Raw genomic sequence first — 15,505 nt, 5'->3', positions numbered from 1 at the left:
TTTATGCAAACCATAACAAGCCATAAAAAGCTCGAACACCCCATCATCAAATGGCGCGAATATCTAGAGCTCACAAAGCCACGGGTCGTCGCCATGCTACTTCTGACGGCGGTGGTCGGCATGTGTTTGTCGACGCAGAACGCGTTGCCCGTTTGGACTCTGATTCCGGCCCTCGCGGGTATTGGTCTAATGTCTGCCGCCGCAGCGGCGATTAATCACTTAGTCGACCGCCATATTGATGCCAAAATGGCGCGAACCTTACGTCGTCCGTTACCACAAGGAAGTCTCTCACCAACGCGTGTATTGACCTTTGCTACGCTCCTGGGGCTCGTAGGTTTTGTCATGTTGTACGCGTGGGTAAACCCACTAACCGCTTGGTTAACCTTTGCCAGTATGGTGGGCTATGCAGTGGTCTACACCATGTTTTTAAAGCGCGCCACGCCACAAAATATTGTAATTGGTGGTTTGGCAGGTGCAGCGCCACCGCTGTTAGGCTGGACAGCCATGACCAATGAAATCCACGGTTTTGCGATTCTTTTAGTCATGATCGTGTTTACCTGGACACCGCCCCATTTCTGGGCACTCGCCGTGCATCGAGAAAAGGACTATGCGCGAGCTAAAGTTCCAATGCTACCGGTTACCCATGGCGTCGAATTTACCAAGACTTGCATCTTTCTATACACTATTTTGCTATCGGTGGTATGTCTTCTGCCTTATCTCGTTGGTATGTCAGGCGTGCTTTATTTGATTGGCTCAACCGCTTTAAACATGATCTTCTTGGGGTATGCATGGAAGCTTAAATATGCACCGGAGAAAAATACGGCATATAGCATGTTCACCTTCTCCATTTGGCATCTGATGTTAATGTTCGTCATTCTCTTAGTTGATCATTATTTGTAAGGACATACCATGCAATCGCGTTGGCTTATAATTATCGGTGGAATATTGGCAGCCGCTGCCGGGGCTTTGGCTTTTATCACAATGCCGCAAGAAAAGCCGGAAGCCTTGGTATATGATCCACCCAGGGCACTCGCTCCTTTTAAGATTGAGTCCACGGCTACTGGTGGAACCCTTGATAACGAAGCGTTAAAGGGTCAGTGGACGTTACTTTTTACGGGCTACACCTATTGTCCGGATATTTGCCCGACCACGCTTTCTTCTCTAAAAACAATTCTGCCGCAGTTGCAAGCTCATGCTGATGTCCCGGTCAAAGTTTGGATGATCTCCGTCGACCCTCAGCGAGATTCACTGGAGCGCTTAACGGAGTACACGGGTTACTTCGGTAAACATTTCGTTGGGGTGCGCGCTGAGCACCCACAACTGTTCCCATTTGTCAGAGATTTAGGGTTAATGTATTCAGTTCCTGAAGAAGGGGAAACAAATTATTTGGTCAATCACAGTGCAGCGATTATTTTGGTGAATCCTAACGGGAGGCGGCTCGCTATCTTTAATGCGACTCACGAGCCGGGCGCTATTCCAACAGTCGATATGGAACAGCTAGTACGCGATTTTGCTATATTAGCGGGCTAGTCGGGCCAGTTACCCTGACTATCGGGACGAATGAGCGCCACCGAGAACCAATGATAACCACCACTGGTACTCGGAGCTGTGCAATTGATACGAGAGCGTCCCATAGGGATGTCGTTCTTAGGTGTCACGCTAAATTGCATTTCAGAGTCCCAATGCGGCTCAAGCACATCACTTCCTGCAAAACAGCGCAATGCATTGGTGTTCATTCCCTCTGTCTTACTAAGTTCAACGGTCACAGTCGGGCGCGTTTCGGAATGTGAAACTAACGGGTCTGCCGGCGTATAATGAGTTACCGGCATAGGTAAACTATTCAGTTTGACCGCCAACGTCTCTAAGTTAGCGTAGCGTCCTGATGCTGGAAAACGTGGGATCGCTGTGGTCGGACTCCATTGACTCCAAGCACCTGAATGCTGAGCAAACCCTTTAAAGCCCCAGTCTTTTAGTAGCTTCTCAAGCGCAGGCGAATATTCGCCGTAAGGATAGGCAAAGTACTTAGGTTGTTCACCTAACTGAGCATCAATCGCTTGTTGCGCTGAAACAACATCCTGTTTCATTCGAGCCTGCCATTGCGCCTCTGATTCATTGTCTTTGCGACGAATTAAGTGAGCATGAGTCTGTCCATGGTTCACTATGGTCGCGCCTTCTGCATCAATTGTTTTCAACTCCTGCCAACTCATATAGGCCGATGGATGCGCTTCAAGTAAATCAGGATTAACGAAAACAGCGTACGGATAATCATACTCTGTAAGTATCGGATGAGCGTTTTCAAACACATTGTCGTAACCATCATCAAAAGTAATAACGACGGTCTTGGCCGGGATACTTGCCCCCTCGTCTACCCATGTTGCGGCTTGCTCGATATCAACAACATTAAAGTTATTGTCTTTCAAGTACCTTAAATGTTGCTCGAACTGTTCTGGTGTAATCGAGGTCACCGCTGGGGTGCTATCAGAGACATGATGATACTGAAGAATATGTACCCCCGGATAATCATCATTAGATGCCATGGCATCCACTGTAAAACTAGAGAGTGCGATAAGAGCCAATAAACCTGTGATTAATTTCATCAGACTATCCAGAAAGTTGCTGGTGAATGTTACATTAATGCCAGTCTACATGATTTAGTTGGAATTCGCTTAATGCAAAAGTTGTTGGGCTTTGCGCGCGCCGATCATCGTCGCGTATTTGCAATCGCGTTACCCATGATGATCTCGAATATCGCTGCACCGCTTTTAGGGCTAGTCGATACGGCAATTATCGGGCACTTGCCAAACAGCGTGTATCTCTCTTCAGTTGCGATTGGCGCCATGGTCGTCAGCTTTATATATCTACTTGCGGTATTTCTTCGTATGGCGACAACGGGCGCTATTGCCCAAGCCTTTGGCGCCGATGATCAAACAGAACAACATCAACTGTTCACCCATGGGATTCTCACCGCCTTAATACTGGGCGTGGTAATCATTAGCTTGAGTCCTTTTATAACTTCAGTGTCATTGTGGCTCGTCGCACCAGACCCAAAGTTACTCAATTACGCCACGGACTATATTCAAATTCGATTATGGTCAGCGCCAGCGGCGCTCACAACACTGATCTGCCTGGGTGTTTTACTCGGTCGTCAAGATAGTCGAAGAGCGATGTGGTTAGTGATTATTACTAACTTCGTCAACGTCGTACTTGATCTCATCCTTATCGTCGGCTTAAACATGAACGTTAAAGGTGCAGCCTACGCGTCACTCTGTGCTGAGTGGACAACAGCTATCATCGGTTTCTATTGGTGTCGTCACACCTTAGGTTGGCAGTTGCGCAAGGCACGTATTGTTGCCAGTAAATTAAGCTTGTTCTTACAGGCTAATGGCAATATTTTTGTTCGCAGCCTGACACTGCAACTTTGTATGGCGATGATGACAGGCTACGCCGCACGATATGGCACGACCATAGTGGCTGCCAATGCAGTGTTAATGCAATTCTTAATGCTGATATCACTTGGGCTTGATGGCATCGCATATGCTGTTGAGGCGTTAGCCGGCGAAGCCAAAGGACGAAATCGCCCAAATCAAGTACGCTACTGGTGCAGGATTACACTGTTGTGGTCAAGCCTGTTCGCGGTCGGCTATTCACTCATATTTTGGTTGTTAGGGCAGCAAATTATTGGCTTGATTACTGACTTATCAGCCGTAGTGGATACTGCAATGCGCTATTTACCGTGGGTGATCGCACTACCGTTGCTTGCACATTGGAGCTATTGGCTGGATGGTGTGTTTATCGGTCTAGCATGGTCAAAAGCCATGCGAGATACCATGTTGCTTGCGGCTATTACTGGTTTTATCCCGATTTGGTGGCTAAGTAAGCCACTCGAGAACCATGGTTTGTGGCTGGCCCTGAGTGGCTTTCTCATTATGCGTGCTGTTTACCAAGCGATTTGGTTACTGCGCAGGAGTCGCAAGGTCGTCTAGTAAAATAACTTGTGGAGGTGTGCCACCACCGTCAGCATCGACCGCGATAACTGTATAGATACCACCACCTTCTAAGTTGAATAATACAGGACCAATTGCTGCAGTCTTAGTGCCTGCTGCAGTGACAGTCGCGTAGTATTCACCTGGAGTGACTTGTAAGCTACCTGTTGACACCAAGCCTTCAACATCAAAAGGTACATCGGCAACAACGGGATCAGCATCGCTAATATCTTCAGCTGCGGTCAAATAGATATCCACGTTACCCGCTGAAGGAGACGCGTGCACCACTTGAAGCTGCGCGGCCGTTGCAATACTACGACGTTGCTCAGTTAATGCCTGTAGAGCTAATGAGTCATCACCTAAAGCACCCACCGCATAAATGCTATAACTCATTGTGGCTTCTAGCGAGAACTCGACATCATCTAACACTTGCGGTGTGCCACCGGTTGCGGCGACATCGACCAAATAGTCACCTTCTGCGACGTTGATATAGTCAGTGGCTGATTGAAACGCAAGATCAGTGATTTGCGGATCGGCTGCGTTATTCAGCGTTACATCAACATTTGGTGCGTCGGCAGCGGCGTGAATAACACGTACATCCGCTCCTGCGTTTGCGTCAGGAACTAAAACCGTACCGTCACCCGTTGCAATCTGCAGCGTCACAGGTGAATCGCCTGTTGCTGTATTATCTGTTGCAGCCACGATATAGTCACTGCCGTCGGGAAGCGTAATGGTACCCGAGTCATAGACCACGGTTGTTTCACCTACTGGGGTTAGACGAACACGATAGTCACCGGCTTCAACCGAGACTTGACCTGAGTCATCACTAAACTCCAATGTGGCCGCGGGCGATGCGTCGGCAAGTGCTGCGTCAGGCGCAGTCAGATAGACATCAACTCCGGGGGCGTTATAAGCTGCATGGACTACTTGAATGCGGCTATTGCCACTCGCAACGTCCGACACTGGATTACTAATGACTAAAGGTTCGAGACTTTCATCACTCACATTACCCACGGCAAATATTTCGTAGCGTGTGTCTGCGTTAAAAGTCAGGTCCGCCGGTCCAATGACTGCAGCTGTCGATTGGTCGGGTAAAATGCCCTCAACCGTTATCGAATACTCACCTTCTTCGACTTCGATAACGCTGGAGCTGGCTTGATAAGGTACGTTTTCTAAAAGCGTTGTATCTTCTGCTATTACATTGACGTTCGGCGCATCAGAGGCTGTATGATGCACGCGTACGAAACTACTTTCTGGTGTGGGGTCGACAACTACTTCATCGTCGTTGTCATCGTCATCTAACCAACATCCCGACAAGACAAGCGTCGGCAAAAGTAGTACACTAAGTTTAGTGATTCCTCGCATTGTAATTTCCTCGTAATGATTAGGGCAAATATCACTACGAACTATGCAAATGCGAGGGATCACATTTGCTTAACAAATTTTGTAAAGAATTTGTAAGCTTGTATAGCTAGAATGATCTAGTAATACGAGTGTTCACCACGTTCATGTTCAGTCACATCTCGGACGCCCGTGATCTCATCTGGGAAACGCTCGATGAGTTCTTTCTCAATACCGTTTTTCACGGTCACGTCGATCATGCTACAGCCGTTACAACCACCACCAAATTGTAAGACCGCTTTACCGTCCTCGGTGATTTCAGTCACTAAAACATGACCCCCATGATTGGCAAGCTGAGGATTAATTTCCGCTTGAATCACATATTCCACACGGTCAATCAGAGGCGCGTCGTCAGCCACTTTACGTGCTTTAGCGTTAGGCGCCTTCAGTGTCAATTGTGAACCAAGTTCTTGTTCCTCAAAATCAATCACAGCGTCTTCTAAAAACGGCGCGCTTCCTGAATCAACGACTGCGTCGAAACCGTTAAAAGGAAGTCGTTCATCATCTGGCTCAACTGAGTCGGGTGGGCAGTAAGATACACCGCACTCAGCATTCGGCATCCCAGGATTAACAACAAATACGCGAATGTTTGTGCCTTCGGGCTGATCAGCTAACAACTTACAGAAGTGCTTTTGTGCAGATTCCGAAATGCGGATCATAATATCACCGTTCCTATACTTGAGTAATTTACTAGGTTTTATTCTAACGCAGACACTGCCAAAAGACTAGTGTTCGAGCGGGACGCTCCTAGGTTATACGCCAGACTCCAAACATCAACTGAACGCGCACCAACGGCATGTAGTGCCTCACTCGCAGCGCAAAAACTTGCGCCTGTTGTGCAGATATCATCAATTACCGCAATCGACTGACCCGATAATTTGCGATTCGCCTTAATAGCTCCTATTCGACTCAGCCAGCGCTGTTGTCGACTGCGATACTTTTGCTTGTCCAAACGTTTTATCCATAGCAAGCCACGTTTGGCAACCGGGATCGAAAGTAAACGTCCGCAATGGTGAGCAATCAAGCCGGCGGGATGAAAGCCTCGTTTTAACCAATCCTTGTCAGTACTTGGCATAGCGACTAAATAGTCAGGCAAAGGCATGCTGTGATAGCGATAGGTAAGCAAAACCTGTGCGCTCAGTTGTAATGCCAATAGTCGAGCCCAGTGACTGTTTCCACTCTCCTTGAAGCGATTGATTAGCCAACGTATTGACGTGTGATATCGCCAAACTGCGATGCAAAGCCGCTGTCGACGGAAGCAACGCTCTCCATGCGGTGGTGCATGTTCCAACAACAAGTGCCGAAAGGAACGAGGGCACATTCTGGGCAACTGCGCACTGCAAATAGTGCAGATTCCGGTTAGCGAGTTCGTTGGTTGTTGGCAAAAGACACAATCATTGAATTGCAGTATGATGGCGAGGTGATTAAGGCGAGATAGCATAGTTCATCAATATCGACAAAAAAAGAGAAACATAGTGAGTATTGCAATAACACGACAGGGGCAAGGGGAAGATTTAGTTGTACTCCATGGCTGGGGTATGAATCGTCACGTATGGAGCTTGATAAAAGACGAACTCAGCAAACACTTCAATGTATGGCTGGTCGATCTGCCAGGCTTTGGTGATAGTCATGAAGAAACCCTATCGAATTCCGTCGATTCCATCGCTGACCAATTGCTATCTTCCCTACCTCAACGTTTCCATATATTGGGCTGGTCAATGGGTGGATTAATAGCCACGTCGTTAGCTACCCGACACTGCCAGCGCGTCGATAAATTGATCACCGTAGCGTCATCCCCTTACTTTCTGGAGTCGAGTGATTGGCCAGGCATCAAGCCACGATTAATGACCCAGCTAGAAACCGATTTACAAAATGATTTTCGTAAAACGGTGGAGCGCTTTTTATCACTCCAAGCGATGGGCAGTAAAAATGCAAAGCAGCAAGTAAAGCAACTCAAACAGTGGTTATTTGAATCCCCGTTAGCCTCTGAAGAAACATTGCTTACCGGACTGAAATTGCTTGAAAAAACCGATCTTCGCAACACTCTCAAGCATATCCAAGCGCCTATGCTACGCATGTATGGTAGACTTGATGGGCTGGTACCTATCAGCGTTTGTCAGGCGATCGAGCGCTTAGTTCCACAGTCCACGTCCTACGTATTTAATGACAGCGCTCACGCGCCGTTCATCACCGAACCCGAATTGTTTATCGAACGCCTGATAAACTTTATCAAAGGCTGATTAACGTTGGCATTGTGTGCAATACACCGTACTGCGCTGGCCTAAACGAATTTCTCGCAATGGCTTTTTACAGACCATGCACATTTTTCCGCCTCGCCCATAAACCTGAAGTTTTTGGGCAAAATAACCGGGGGAACCATCCACTCGAGTAAAGTCACGTAACGTCGTGCCACCCTGCTGTATCGCCTCAGCTAATGTCTCTTTGATGTGCTTAACCAATCTTTCATAGCGCACTTTACTTATTGCTCCAGCGGCGCGCTTGGGATGAATACCTGCTTTAAAGAGCGCTTCATTGGCGTAGATATTACCCACACCAACCACTTGATGGTTGTCCATGATGAACGTCTTTATCGGTTGCTTTTTATTGCGTGATCGCTCGAATAGATAATCTGCATTAAATTCATCCGTCAAAGGCTCGGGTCCAAGCATCGCTAGCAGCTTATGCTCGTCAGCATTCGTTTCAGTAAATAATAGGGCGCCAAACCGACGCGGATCGTTGAGCCGCAAACACTGTCCCGTCGCGAACTCTATTTCGATGTGGTCATGCTTAACGCGCGGTGTTTCAATCGGCACTACGCGTAGCTTTCCTGACATGCCGAGATGCAAAATGAGTGTGCCCTGCTCAGTTTCTAGCAGTAAATATTTCGCTCGTCGAACCACGCGAAGAAGACGGCTTCCCTCAACGTGATGAACTTGGTCAGGCACAGGCCAGCGTAATCGTGTATCGTGAACATTAACACGCTCAATTTTATGCCCTTCAATATGCGGGGCTATACCCATACGACTCACTTCAACTTCTGGTAATTCTGGCACAATGAGGCTCCACTAGTTACTAGGAATTAGAGACGCGCGAGTTGCGTTTTCTACTAAATATAATTGTCCTTGTTGCGGCAGCCTAAGCATTACCGTGGGTTTATCATAAAGCTCAACTTCAGCATAATTATCGTTGCCAAAATACAAAGTCACGATGACTGGATCGCCTTGAGGCCTTTGGCTTGTCGCTGAAATCGCCAACTGTAGCCATTGATTAATAAGCGCCAACACTTGCTCTTGGGATTGAATACAATCACCTTGGCAGGTCCATTGCTGCTCCTTCAGTTGGTATTTTGAACCTGCAAATTCGATTCCTGTGAGTTCATCTGACTTACCCATCAACGACTGAGTGGGTCCCGAGCTTATCTTGGTATTCGGATTTGGAAAAGCAAACCAAAAAGTCGCCACGATGATAAGCACCACGTAAACGATGATATTATTCCAAGTGCTTTTTTTAAATGTGAGTCCAAAAAACCGTCGCTTTTCGTTAATATCCATAGACTCTCTTCGACAAAACAATTGTTGATATCACAATAATACTTTATATTCTCGCCGCTTATCTTATTTAATCATGGCTATGGAAAAAATATCCCATCACATTGACTCGATAATCGACGCGCTTGTTGAGCGTGGATACGCAATTATTCCGAGTTTTTTACCCCACACCGTCGCAGAACCACTGTATCAAGAAGCGAGCCAAATTGCCTCAGCTCATTGGCAGACCGCTGCCATTGGACGCGCTCAAACACATACCATTAATACGATGGTTCGTAACGATAGGATTATTTGGCTAGACGATAACAGCACTTACGGCGCCCCCTTCCTGAACTTAATGGAACAGTTACGACTCGCTGTTAACCGCACGCTCTTTATGGGTTTGTTCGACTACGAATGTCACTTAGCTCACTACCCTAAAGGCGCGTTTTATAAAAAGCATCTGGACGCGTTTAAAGGTAAAAGTAATCGCAAGTTAACCACGGTGCTTTATCTTAACCCTGAGTGGAGCGAGGCCGATGGCGGCGAATTAGTAATGTACGGAAAGCGCGGTGAGGTGTTGGAAAAAGTATTACCAAAACGTGGCACATTAGTCGTGTTTTTAAGTGACCAGTTTGTACACGAGGTACTTCCTAGCCAAAAAGATCGTTTCAGTTTAACAGGTTGGTTCCGGTTAAACGCCAGCATCTCCGGCATTATCGATCCACCACGCTAATCTAGTCGCGCACATAGCATAAATTTTAGATATAAAAAAACCGGCGTAGTAGCCGGTTTTTTGCGAAACAAAACCAAATTACTTGATTTTTGCTTCCTTGAAGATCACGTGTTTACGAACCACTGGATCGAACTTTTTGATCTCCATTTTCTCTGGCATGGTGCGTTTATTTTTGTCTGTAGTATAGAAATAACCTGTACCAGCAGACGACACCAAACGAATCTTATCGCGCATAATATCTGTTCCTTACACCTTGATACCACGGCCGCGGAGATCCGCTAATACCGAGTCAATACCATTTTTATCGATGATACGCATACCTTTGGTAGAAATGCGTAATTTTACCCAACGCTTCTCGCTCTCAACCCAGAAGCGGTGAGTTTGTAAGTTTGGTAAAAAGCGACGCTTAGTCGCATTGCGTGCGTGCGAGCGGTTGTTACCGACTACCGGACGCTTACCTGTAACTTGGCATACTTGTGACATGTCTCTACTCCAAAATTGCTGCAAGCTCGCCTGTCGCCCAATTTGACCTTGCCTAGAAATCCGAGGGCGCATTTTATACAGCAAACAGGCCCGCTAATCAAGCTAAAACGGCGGTTTTTTGATCTCTTTGATCGTTCGGGCGCAATTTTACGCTATCTTGCAATAGATCTCCAGTGATTATTAAATAAGCCCTCTTTCGGCAAATGAAACAGGATCACCACTACCGATCACGAAGTGATCAAGCAACGCAACGTCAACCAGGGCAAGTGCTTTCTGGAGCCTTTCTGTTACCCGTTTATCGGCCTGGCTCGGTTCCGCCACTCCCGATGGGTGGTTATGCGCCAGGATAACGGCAGCCGCATTATGCTGCATGACAAGTTTAAGCACTTCACGCGGATAAACTGGAGCAGCATTAATCGTACCGTAGAATAGCTCTTCATAACGCAACAAACGATGTTGGCTATCAAGCAATAGCAGTGCAAAAACCTCTCGCCGCTGATGACGCAACTGAGTTGACAAATACTCCTTCACCATCGATGGTTCAGTAAATCCGTCCCGCCGCGAAAGTTGCCAAGCTAAGTAGCGTTTTGAGAGTTCGAGTACCACTTGTAGCTGATTAATCCGCGCGGGCCCTAGCCCTTTTACAGCCATCAGTTGCTGGTTCGAGGATGTCAGTAATGGGCCAATCCCGTTGAATTGCACGAGCAGCTGTCGTGCAAACGTAACCACGTCCAAACCTCGACAACCACTCCCCAATAAGATCGCCAACAGTTCCGCATCTGACAGCGCACTAACTCCAAACTGCTGTAACTTTTCCCGGGGTCTTTCAGACTCAGGCCAAGACTTTACACTCATTGATTCAGCTCCGCTAAAATACTCGAGTGTAGCCTTACAGACTACCGCCTCGCCGTAGCTCATGTTATCTTTACGTGTCTTAACATACGGACGTTGGTGATTCATCATGAGTGCACTTGCAGGTCAACATATTTTAATCGGTATCACCGGAGGCATAGCAGCCTATAAAATACCCGAACTGATACGTCGCCTCAAAGACGAGGGCGCGCAGGTTCGTGTCATACTGACCAAAGGTGGCGAAGCCTTTGTGACGCCCATGACACTTCAAGCGGTATCCGGTGAAGAAGTGCATAGTGAACTACTCGACACACAAGCAGAAGCCGGTATGGGTCACATTCAACTGGCGAAGTGGGCCGATATTGTTATGATTGCGCCGGCCAGCGCTAATACGTTAGCTAAACTCGCTCATGGCTTTGCTGATGATCTACTCAGTACCGTTTGTCTTGCCACTGCTGCACCGTTGTTGCTGGCGCCGGCAATGAATCAACAAATGTGGCAACACCCTGCGGTTAAGGCCAATATGCAACGGCTTAGCGAGCAAGGAGTCAAGGCGATTGGCCCCGAGTCGGGCTCGCAGGCCTGTGGCGATGTAGGTGCTGGACGCATGAGTGAGCCCCATCAAATTAAAACGTTCATCATTGAGCAGTTACAGGATTCAGTGAGTAAACCGCTTGCAGGCGTGCGACTCACTATCACTGCAGGTCCAACGCGAGAAGCAATTGACCCCGTGCGTTACATCAGTAACCACAGCTCCGGTAAAATGGGATTTGCCCTGGCTCAGTCGGCAGCCAAACTCGGTGCTGAAGTGACACTGATAGCAGGTCCTGTTGACCTTCAAACGCCCACGGGGGTGAAACGGCTTGATGTAGAATCAGCGCAAGAGATGTTAGAAGCAGCCCTGGCGAACCCGAGTGACATTTTTATCGGTTGTGCTGCAGTGGCAGATTATCGTGTCGCGAATATCGCCGAACACAAAATAAAGAAGAACGCTCAATCGGGTGCTCCGCAACTCGAGCTTATTGAAAACCCAGACATTCTAAAAACCATTGCTGAACAGAACCCTGCACCGATGTGCGTTGGCTTTGCAGCGGAAACACGCGACGTAGAAACGTATGCGATTGATAAATTGAAACGTAAAAAGTTAGCGCTCATCATCGCCAATGATGTTAGCAATAGTGATATTGGCTTTAATAGTGATAATAACGCCGCCGTGGTGCTCAGTGCTGACGAGCGTGTGGTGTTTGAGCAACAAAGTAAAACATCGCTTGCCCATCAGCTGGCACACTATATTGCGAACCACTTTCATCAGAATTTTCGTAGATAATTAAGGAACCGAATCAATATGACCTCGGTAGAAGTCAAGATACTTAATCCTAAAATTGGCACCGACATCCCGCTTCCTGAGTACGCCACTAGCGGTTCAGCAGGCATGGATCTTCGCGCGTGTATTGATGCGCCCATGACTATTGCAGCAGGACAGACGCACTTAGTCGGAACTGGACTTGCCATGCATATCGGTAACCCAAACTATGCAGCGACGTTATTACCTCGCTCTGGACTTGGACACAAACACGGTATCGTTCTTGGCAACCTTGTCGGACTCATTGACTCGGACTATCAGGGCGAGCTTAAGGTGTCCGTTTGGAATCGTAGTGAAAGAGATTACGTAATTGAACCTGGCGACCGCATTGCACAACTAGTGATTGTTCCTGTCATTCAGGCCGATCTCAACATTGTAAACGAGTTCGCTGCAAGCGATCGCGGCCAAGGCGGGTTTGGCCATTCTGGTAAGCAATAGTTAATTAGGTAACGCGATGACACAACAAAAAAGAAACCGTCGTGAAGAGATTCTACAAGCCCTTGCCGCCATGTTGGAGACAAGCCCCGGGCAACGGATTACCACGGCAAAATTAGCGGCTAACTTGGGTGTTTCGGAAGCAGCGTTATACCGTCACTTTCCATCAAAAGCACGTATGTTCGAGGGGCTTATTGAGTTTGTCGAAGATACGCTTTTAAGCCGCATTAATTTAATTATGGACGAAGAGAAAGACACGCTGATGCGTTGCCAAACGATCCTTAAGTTAGTGCTTACTTTCGCTGAAAGAAATCCTGGAATTACTCGTGTCATATCAGGTGATGCATTAATGGGGGAGCATGACAGGCTACGCCATAGGATAGAGGATTTATTTAACCGTATTGAGTCACAACTGAAGCAAGTTTTACGTGAAAAGGCATTAAGAGAACAAAAGCGGTTCGCTGTAGAAGAAGGTGTACTCGCGAATCTATTATTGTCATTCGCTGATGGTAAGATTAGTCAATTCGTACGTTCAGATTTTAAACGCTTACCTACGGAACACTTTGAGCAACAGTGGCAACTTATGGAACAACAATTACTGGCTGCATCCTAGCAGCCAGTAATTGTATCATTCATTCTTCTTAGCACGACTCAATAACGCGATAGCCGCCTCTTCCGGCGCCTTACCCTCGTATAACACTTTATAAATCTGCTCACAGATCGGCATTTCGCAGTCTTCACGATGCGCTAAAGACACGACTTCTCTCGTGTTACGGTAGCCTTCGACGGCTTGACCGATGGATTCTAATGCATCATCTACAGACTTACCCTGACCTAACGCTAATCCAAAACGACGATTTCGTGACTGGTTATCTGTACAAGTAAGGATAAGATCACCTAAACCGGCCATCCCAGTGAAGGTTTCACTTTTGGCACCCAGCTTGAGACCTAAGCGTGTCAACTCGGCTAAACCACGGGTAATAAGCGCAGTACGTGCGTTCGCACCAAAACCAATGCCATCCGCCATACCAGCACCAATTGCAATGACATTCTTGACTGCACCACCGAGTTGCACACCGATAAAGTCATCATTGGTATAAACGCGAAAAGAACGCTCGCAATGCAACATTTCTGACAGCTCATCCACAAAATCTTGATCTGTCGATGACATCGAGATAGCCGTCGGTAGGCCTTTAGCCATTTCAATTGCAAAGGTAGGACCCGACAATACCGCTAATGCGTGAGTGTTGCCAAGCACATCCTCAGCGACCTCATACAATAGGCGTCCACTCTCTGGCTCGAGACCTTTAGTCGCCCAAGCGACGCGTGCGTGCGTTGCTAGTAGCGGATTGATGGTATTTAAGATGTCAGCGAAAGCATGGCTCGGTACTACCACAACCACATTTTTCACGCCATCCACCGCCGCTTTAATATCTGCGGTAACTGTTAAGCTTTCTGGAAATTTACAACCTGGCAAGTAATGCGCATTTTCGCGATGTTCTCGCATCGCCGCAACTTGCACCTCATCGCGTCCCCAGAGTAAGGTTTTCACCCCTTTTCGAGCGAAACAAATAGCAAGGGCGGTGCCATAAGACCCCGCCCCTAGAATCGCAACTTCTGCTTGCTTCATATTAAGCAACCAGTCCTTACGCGTCAGCTTGCTGTTGTTGTGCTTGTTGCTGCTGAACGTGTTGCGCGAAGATCGCATCAAAGTTCACAGGTGCTAAGTTCAACTGTGGGAAAGTCGCACGGTTAACCAAGCTTGCTACACATTCACGTGCGTACGGGAACAAGATGTTCGGGCAGAACGAACCTAACGTATGCGCTAATTGACCTTCTTGAACTTCGTCACCGATGGTGAAGATACCCGCTTGATGAACTTCACAAAGGAATGCGACTTCGTCGCCTACTTTATTAGTTGCCGTCAAAGTCAGCACGACCTCATAAACGTTGTCTTCAAGTTTTTCATGCTTAACGTTCATGTCGAGTTTCAGGTCAGGCTTCCATTCTTTACGGAATACTGAAGGCGAATTTGGCGCTTCAAAAGAAACGTCCTTAGTGTAAACGCGTTGGATAGCAAACTGCGGTTGTTGTTGTTGATTTTCGGCAGTTGCGCCATTTGCTTGCTGTTCGTCAGCCATGATGATACTTCCTATTAAAACGTTGGTTGTTCACTAAACTAAATTGTCGATTGACGACTTTAGCTAAATTTTTAGTTAAAAACTACTTTCCTGTTGCAATCGGTAATTTATCATTACGCCAAGCATTCATGCCACCTGCTAGGACAGCGACTTGGTTAAAGCCTTGTGCTTGTAAACTTTTCGCGACCGAAACCGCCGTGTGTCCAGTGTTGCATACCAATACAATGGGGGCATCCTTAAACTTTTCAATAGCATGCACCTTATTGTCTTTGATCTGCTGCTGCGGCAATGATTTAGCACCACTCACGTGTCCCTTTCGGTACTCATCCGCTGAACGGATATCGACAAATATTCCGTCCTCTCGGTTAGTCCAGATAATCGCTTGTTGCGCCTGTAACTGCTTGATACCTTGCATGGTAGAGCGAATGGTCATAATGATTAACGCGAGCAAAAGAACAACCCATAGTCCGCTCATGAATGGATTATTCGCTACAAATGTCATTAGTTGTTGCATGCTAACTCGTTTATTTATTCGGTTAATGGTGACCCCTCACAGGAGGAGGGTATGTCCTTTTAGAGGGTGA

The 15,505-nt window shown here is 47.2% G+C and carries 20 protein-coding genes; 8 read left to right on the top strand and 12 right to left on the bottom strand.

The features are described from left to right. The first annotated feature begins 3 nt into the window (after positions 1-3). Both cyoE and ABNS04_RS02630 read left to right on the top strand, forming a co-directional pair. Entirely contained in the window at positions 4-900 is an 897-nt protein-coding gene (cyoE, locus tag ABNS04_RS02635; protein WP_272978278.1) for a heme o synthase, read from the top strand. Between the two features lie 9 nt (positions 901-909). Then, on the top strand, positions 910-1,530 hold the full coding sequence (locus ABNS04_RS02630) for an SCO family protein (RefSeq protein ID WP_272978279.1): 621 nt from the start codon (positions 910-912) through the stop codon (positions 1,528-1,530). On the opposite strand, the gene ABNS04_RS02625 is transcribed toward ABNS04_RS02630, so the two are convergent. After that, positions 1,527-2,597, bottom strand: coding sequence for a polysaccharide deacetylase family protein (locus ABNS04_RS02625; RefSeq protein WP_272978280.1), 1,071 nt, complete (start codon positions 2,595-2,597; stop codon positions 1,527-1,529). The genes ABNS04_RS02630 and ABNS04_RS02625 overlap by 4 nt on opposite strands. Before the next feature lie 72 nt (positions 2,598-2,669). Between ABNS04_RS02625 and ABNS04_RS02620 the strand changes: the two genes are divergently transcribed. Next, entirely contained in the window at positions 2,670-3,983 is a 1,314-nt protein-coding gene (locus ABNS04_RS02620; protein ID WP_272978281.1) for an MATE family efflux transporter, read from the top strand. Here ABNS04_RS02620 and ABNS04_RS02615 read toward each other — a convergent pair. The 3 genes from ABNS04_RS02615 to ABNS04_RS02605 all read right to left on the bottom strand — a co-directional run bounded on the left by ABNS04_RS02615 (position 3,954) and on the right by ABNS04_RS02605 (position 6,537). Then, complete coding sequence (locus ABNS04_RS02615) at positions 3,954-5,348, bottom strand: DUF4397 domain-containing protein (RefSeq protein WP_272978282.1); 1,395 nt, start codon at positions 5,346-5,348, stop codon at positions 3,954-3,956. The genes ABNS04_RS02620 and ABNS04_RS02615 overlap by 30 nt on opposite strands. A 116-nt stretch (positions 5,349-5,464) precedes the next feature. After that, on the bottom strand, positions 5,465-6,043 hold the full coding sequence (nfuA, locus tag ABNS04_RS02610) for a Fe-S biogenesis protein NfuA (protein ID WP_006953856.1): 579 nt from the start codon (positions 6,041-6,043) through the stop codon (positions 5,465-5,467). A 38-nt stretch (positions 6,044-6,081) separates the two neighbouring features. Further along, positions 6,082-6,537, bottom strand: coding sequence for a phosphoribosyltransferase family protein (locus ABNS04_RS02605; protein ID WP_006953857.1), 456 nt, complete (start codon positions 6,535-6,537; stop codon positions 6,082-6,084). A gap of 322 nt (positions 6,538-6,859) precedes the next feature. Here ABNS04_RS02605 and bioH point away from each other — a divergent pair, with 322 nt between their 5' ends. Continuing rightward, positions 6,860-7,624, top strand: coding sequence for a pimeloyl-ACP methyl ester esterase BioH (bioH, locus tag ABNS04_RS02600; protein WP_272978283.1), 765 nt, complete (start codon positions 6,860-6,862; stop codon positions 7,622-7,624). Here the strand turns inward: bioH and mutM are convergent, their stop codons facing one another. Together mutM and ABNS04_RS02590 are read right to left on the bottom strand one after the other, a co-directional pair. Continuing rightward, the gene (gene mutM, locus ABNS04_RS02595; RefSeq protein WP_272978284.1) at positions 7,625-8,437 is read right to left on the bottom strand and encodes a bifunctional DNA-formamidopyrimidine glycosylase/DNA-(apurinic or apyrimidinic site) lyase; all 813 of its coding nucleotides are present in this window, start codon (positions 8,435-8,437) and stop codon (positions 7,625-7,627) included. It lies immediately after the preceding gene. Between the two features lie 12 nt (positions 8,438-8,449). Beyond that, positions 8,450-8,935 carry a hypothetical protein gene (locus ABNS04_RS02590; RefSeq protein WP_272978285.1) on the bottom strand — a complete coding sequence of 162 codons (486 nt, stop codon included), beginning with the start codon at positions 8,933-8,935 and terminating at the stop codon, positions 8,450-8,452. Between the two features lie 79 nt (positions 8,936-9,014). Between ABNS04_RS02590 and ABNS04_RS02585 the strand changes: the two genes are divergently transcribed. After that, positions 9,015-9,647 (top strand): 2OG-Fe(II) oxygenase, encoded by a 633-nt coding sequence (locus tag ABNS04_RS02585; RefSeq protein WP_272978286.1) that lies wholly within the window; start codon positions 9,015-9,017, stop codon positions 9,645-9,647. A gap of 78 nt (positions 9,648-9,725) precedes the next feature. Here the strand turns inward: ABNS04_RS02585 and rpmG are convergent, their stop codons facing one another. The 3 genes from rpmG to radC all read right to left on the bottom strand — a co-directional run bounded on the left by rpmG (position 9,726) and on the right by radC (position 10,985). After that, positions 9,726-9,881, bottom strand: a complete 156-nt coding sequence (rpmG, locus tag ABNS04_RS02580) for a 50S ribosomal protein L33 (protein ID WP_006953863.1) — start codon at positions 9,879-9,881, stop codon at positions 9,726-9,728. A gap of 12 nt (positions 9,882-9,893) precedes the next feature. Then, positions 9,894-10,130, bottom strand: coding sequence for a 50S ribosomal protein L28 (gene rpmB / locus ABNS04_RS02575; protein WP_006953864.1), 237 nt, complete (start codon positions 10,128-10,130; stop codon positions 9,894-9,896). 180 nt (positions 10,131-10,310) lie between these two features. Continuing rightward, positions 10,311-10,985: a DNA repair protein RadC gene (gene radC, locus ABNS04_RS02570; protein WP_040487498.1), complete on the bottom strand. Its 675-nt coding sequence runs from the start codon at positions 10,983-10,985 to the stop codon at positions 10,311-10,313. 106 nt (positions 10,986-11,091) lie between these two features. Here radC and coaBC point away from each other — a divergent pair, with 106 nt between their 5' ends. Genes coaBC through slmA form a run of 3 tightly spaced genes read left to right on the top strand, consistent with a single transcriptional unit; the run spans position 11,092 to position 13,393 of the window. Then, entirely contained in the window at positions 11,092-12,309 is a 1,218-nt protein-coding gene (coaBC, locus tag ABNS04_RS02565) for a bifunctional phosphopantothenoylcysteine decarboxylase/phosphopantothenate--cysteine ligase CoaBC (protein WP_006953866.1), read from the top strand. Positions 12,310-12,327: 18 nt separating this feature from the next. Beyond that, the gene (gene dut / locus ABNS04_RS02560) at positions 12,328-12,783 is read left to right on the top strand and encodes a dUTP diphosphatase (RefSeq protein WP_272978287.1); all 456 of its coding nucleotides are present in this window, start codon (positions 12,328-12,330) and stop codon (positions 12,781-12,783) included. 16 nt (positions 12,784-12,799) lie between these two features. Continuing rightward, positions 12,800-13,393, top strand: a complete 594-nt coding sequence (slmA, locus tag ABNS04_RS02555) for a nucleoid occlusion factor SlmA (protein ID WP_006953868.1) — start codon at positions 12,800-12,802, stop codon at positions 13,391-13,393. A gap of 15 nt (positions 13,394-13,408) precedes the next feature. Here the strand turns inward: slmA and gpsA are convergent, their stop codons facing one another. The 3 genes from gpsA to ABNS04_RS02540 all read right to left on the bottom strand — a co-directional run bounded on the left by gpsA (position 13,409) and on the right by ABNS04_RS02540 (position 15,435). Next, positions 13,409-14,410 (bottom strand): NAD(P)H-dependent glycerol-3-phosphate dehydrogenase, encoded by a 1,002-nt coding sequence (gene gpsA / locus ABNS04_RS02550; protein WP_006953869.1) that lies wholly within the window; start codon positions 14,408-14,410, stop codon positions 13,409-13,411. A gap of 16 nt (positions 14,411-14,426) precedes the next feature. Beyond that, positions 14,427-14,921 carry a protein-export chaperone SecB gene (gene secB, locus ABNS04_RS02545; protein WP_006953870.1) on the bottom strand — a complete coding sequence of 165 codons (495 nt, stop codon included), beginning with the start codon at positions 14,919-14,921 and terminating at the stop codon, positions 14,427-14,429. 82 nt (positions 14,922-15,003) lie between these two features. Further along, entirely contained in the window at positions 15,004-15,435 is a 432-nt protein-coding gene (locus tag ABNS04_RS02540) for a rhodanese-like domain-containing protein (RefSeq protein ID WP_006953871.1), read from the bottom strand. Positions 15,436-15,505 lie beyond the last annotated feature (70 nt).

Source organism: uncultured Idiomarina sp. (genome assembly GCF_964010655.1).
Lineage (GTDB): Bacteria > Pseudomonadota > Gammaproteobacteria > Enterobacterales > Alteromonadaceae > Idiomarina > Idiomarina baltica.
The sequence above is the reverse complement of the archived record's forward strand: the minus strand, read 5'-3'. Positions and strand labels throughout refer to the sequence as shown.

Coding starts and splice junctions, on each gene's coding strand:
- ABNS04_RS02590 (WP_272978285.1), bottom strand. CDS start 8,935: ATGGATATTAACGAAAAGCGACGGTTTTTTGGACTCACATTTAAAAAA.
- secB (WP_006953870.1), bottom strand. CDS start 14,921: ATGGCTGACGAACAGCAAGCAAATGGCGCAACTGCCGAAAATCAACAA.
- ABNS04_RS02615 (WP_272978282.1), bottom strand. CDS start 5,348: ATGCGAGGAATCACTAAACTTAGTGTACTACTTTTGCCGACGCTTGTC.
- rpmG (WP_006953863.1), bottom strand. CDS start 9,881: ATGCGCGATAAGATTCGTTTGGTGTCGTCTGCTGGTACAGGTTATTTC.
- cyoE (WP_272978278.1), top strand. CDS start 4: ATGCAAACCATAACAAGCCATAAAAAGCTCGAACACCCCATCATCAAA.
- gpsA (WP_006953869.1), bottom strand. CDS start 14,410: ATGAAGCAAGCAGAAGTTGCGATTCTAGGGGCGGGGTCTTATGGCACC.
- ABNS04_RS02625 (WP_272978280.1), bottom strand. CDS start 2,597: ATGAAATTAATCACAGGTTTATTGGCTCTTATCGCACTCTCTAGTTTT.
- dut (WP_272978287.1), top strand. CDS start 12,328: ATGACCTCGGTAGAAGTCAAGATACTTAATCCTAAAATTGGCACCGAC.
- nfuA (WP_006953856.1), bottom strand. CDS start 6,043: ATGATCCGCATTTCGGAATCTGCACAAAAGCACTTCTGTAAGTTGTTA.
- ABNS04_RS02540 (WP_006953871.1), bottom strand. CDS start 15,435: ATGCAACAACTAATGACATTTGTAGCGAATAATCCATTCATGAGCGGA.
- slmA (WP_006953868.1), top strand. CDS start 12,800: ATGACACAACAAAAAAGAAACCGTCGTGAAGAGATTCTACAAGCCCTT.
- ABNS04_RS02585 (WP_272978286.1), top strand. CDS start 9,015: ATGGAAAAAATATCCCATCACATTGACTCGATAATCGACGCGCTTGTT.
- ABNS04_RS02620 (WP_272978281.1), top strand. CDS start 2,670: ATGCAAAAGTTGTTGGGCTTTGCGCGCGCCGATCATCGTCGCGTATTT.
- coaBC (WP_006953866.1), top strand. CDS start 11,092: ATGAGTGCACTTGCAGGTCAACATATTTTAATCGGTATCACCGGAGGC.
- radC (WP_040487498.1), bottom strand. CDS start 10,985: ATGAGTGTAAAGTCTTGGCCTGAGTCTGAAAGACCCCGGGAAAAGTTA.
- rpmB (WP_006953864.1), bottom strand. CDS start 10,130: ATGTCACAAGTATGCCAAGTTACAGGTAAGCGTCCGGTAGTCGGTAAC.
- ABNS04_RS02630 (WP_272978279.1), top strand. CDS start 910: ATGCAATCGCGTTGGCTTATAATTATCGGTGGAATATTGGCAGCCGCT.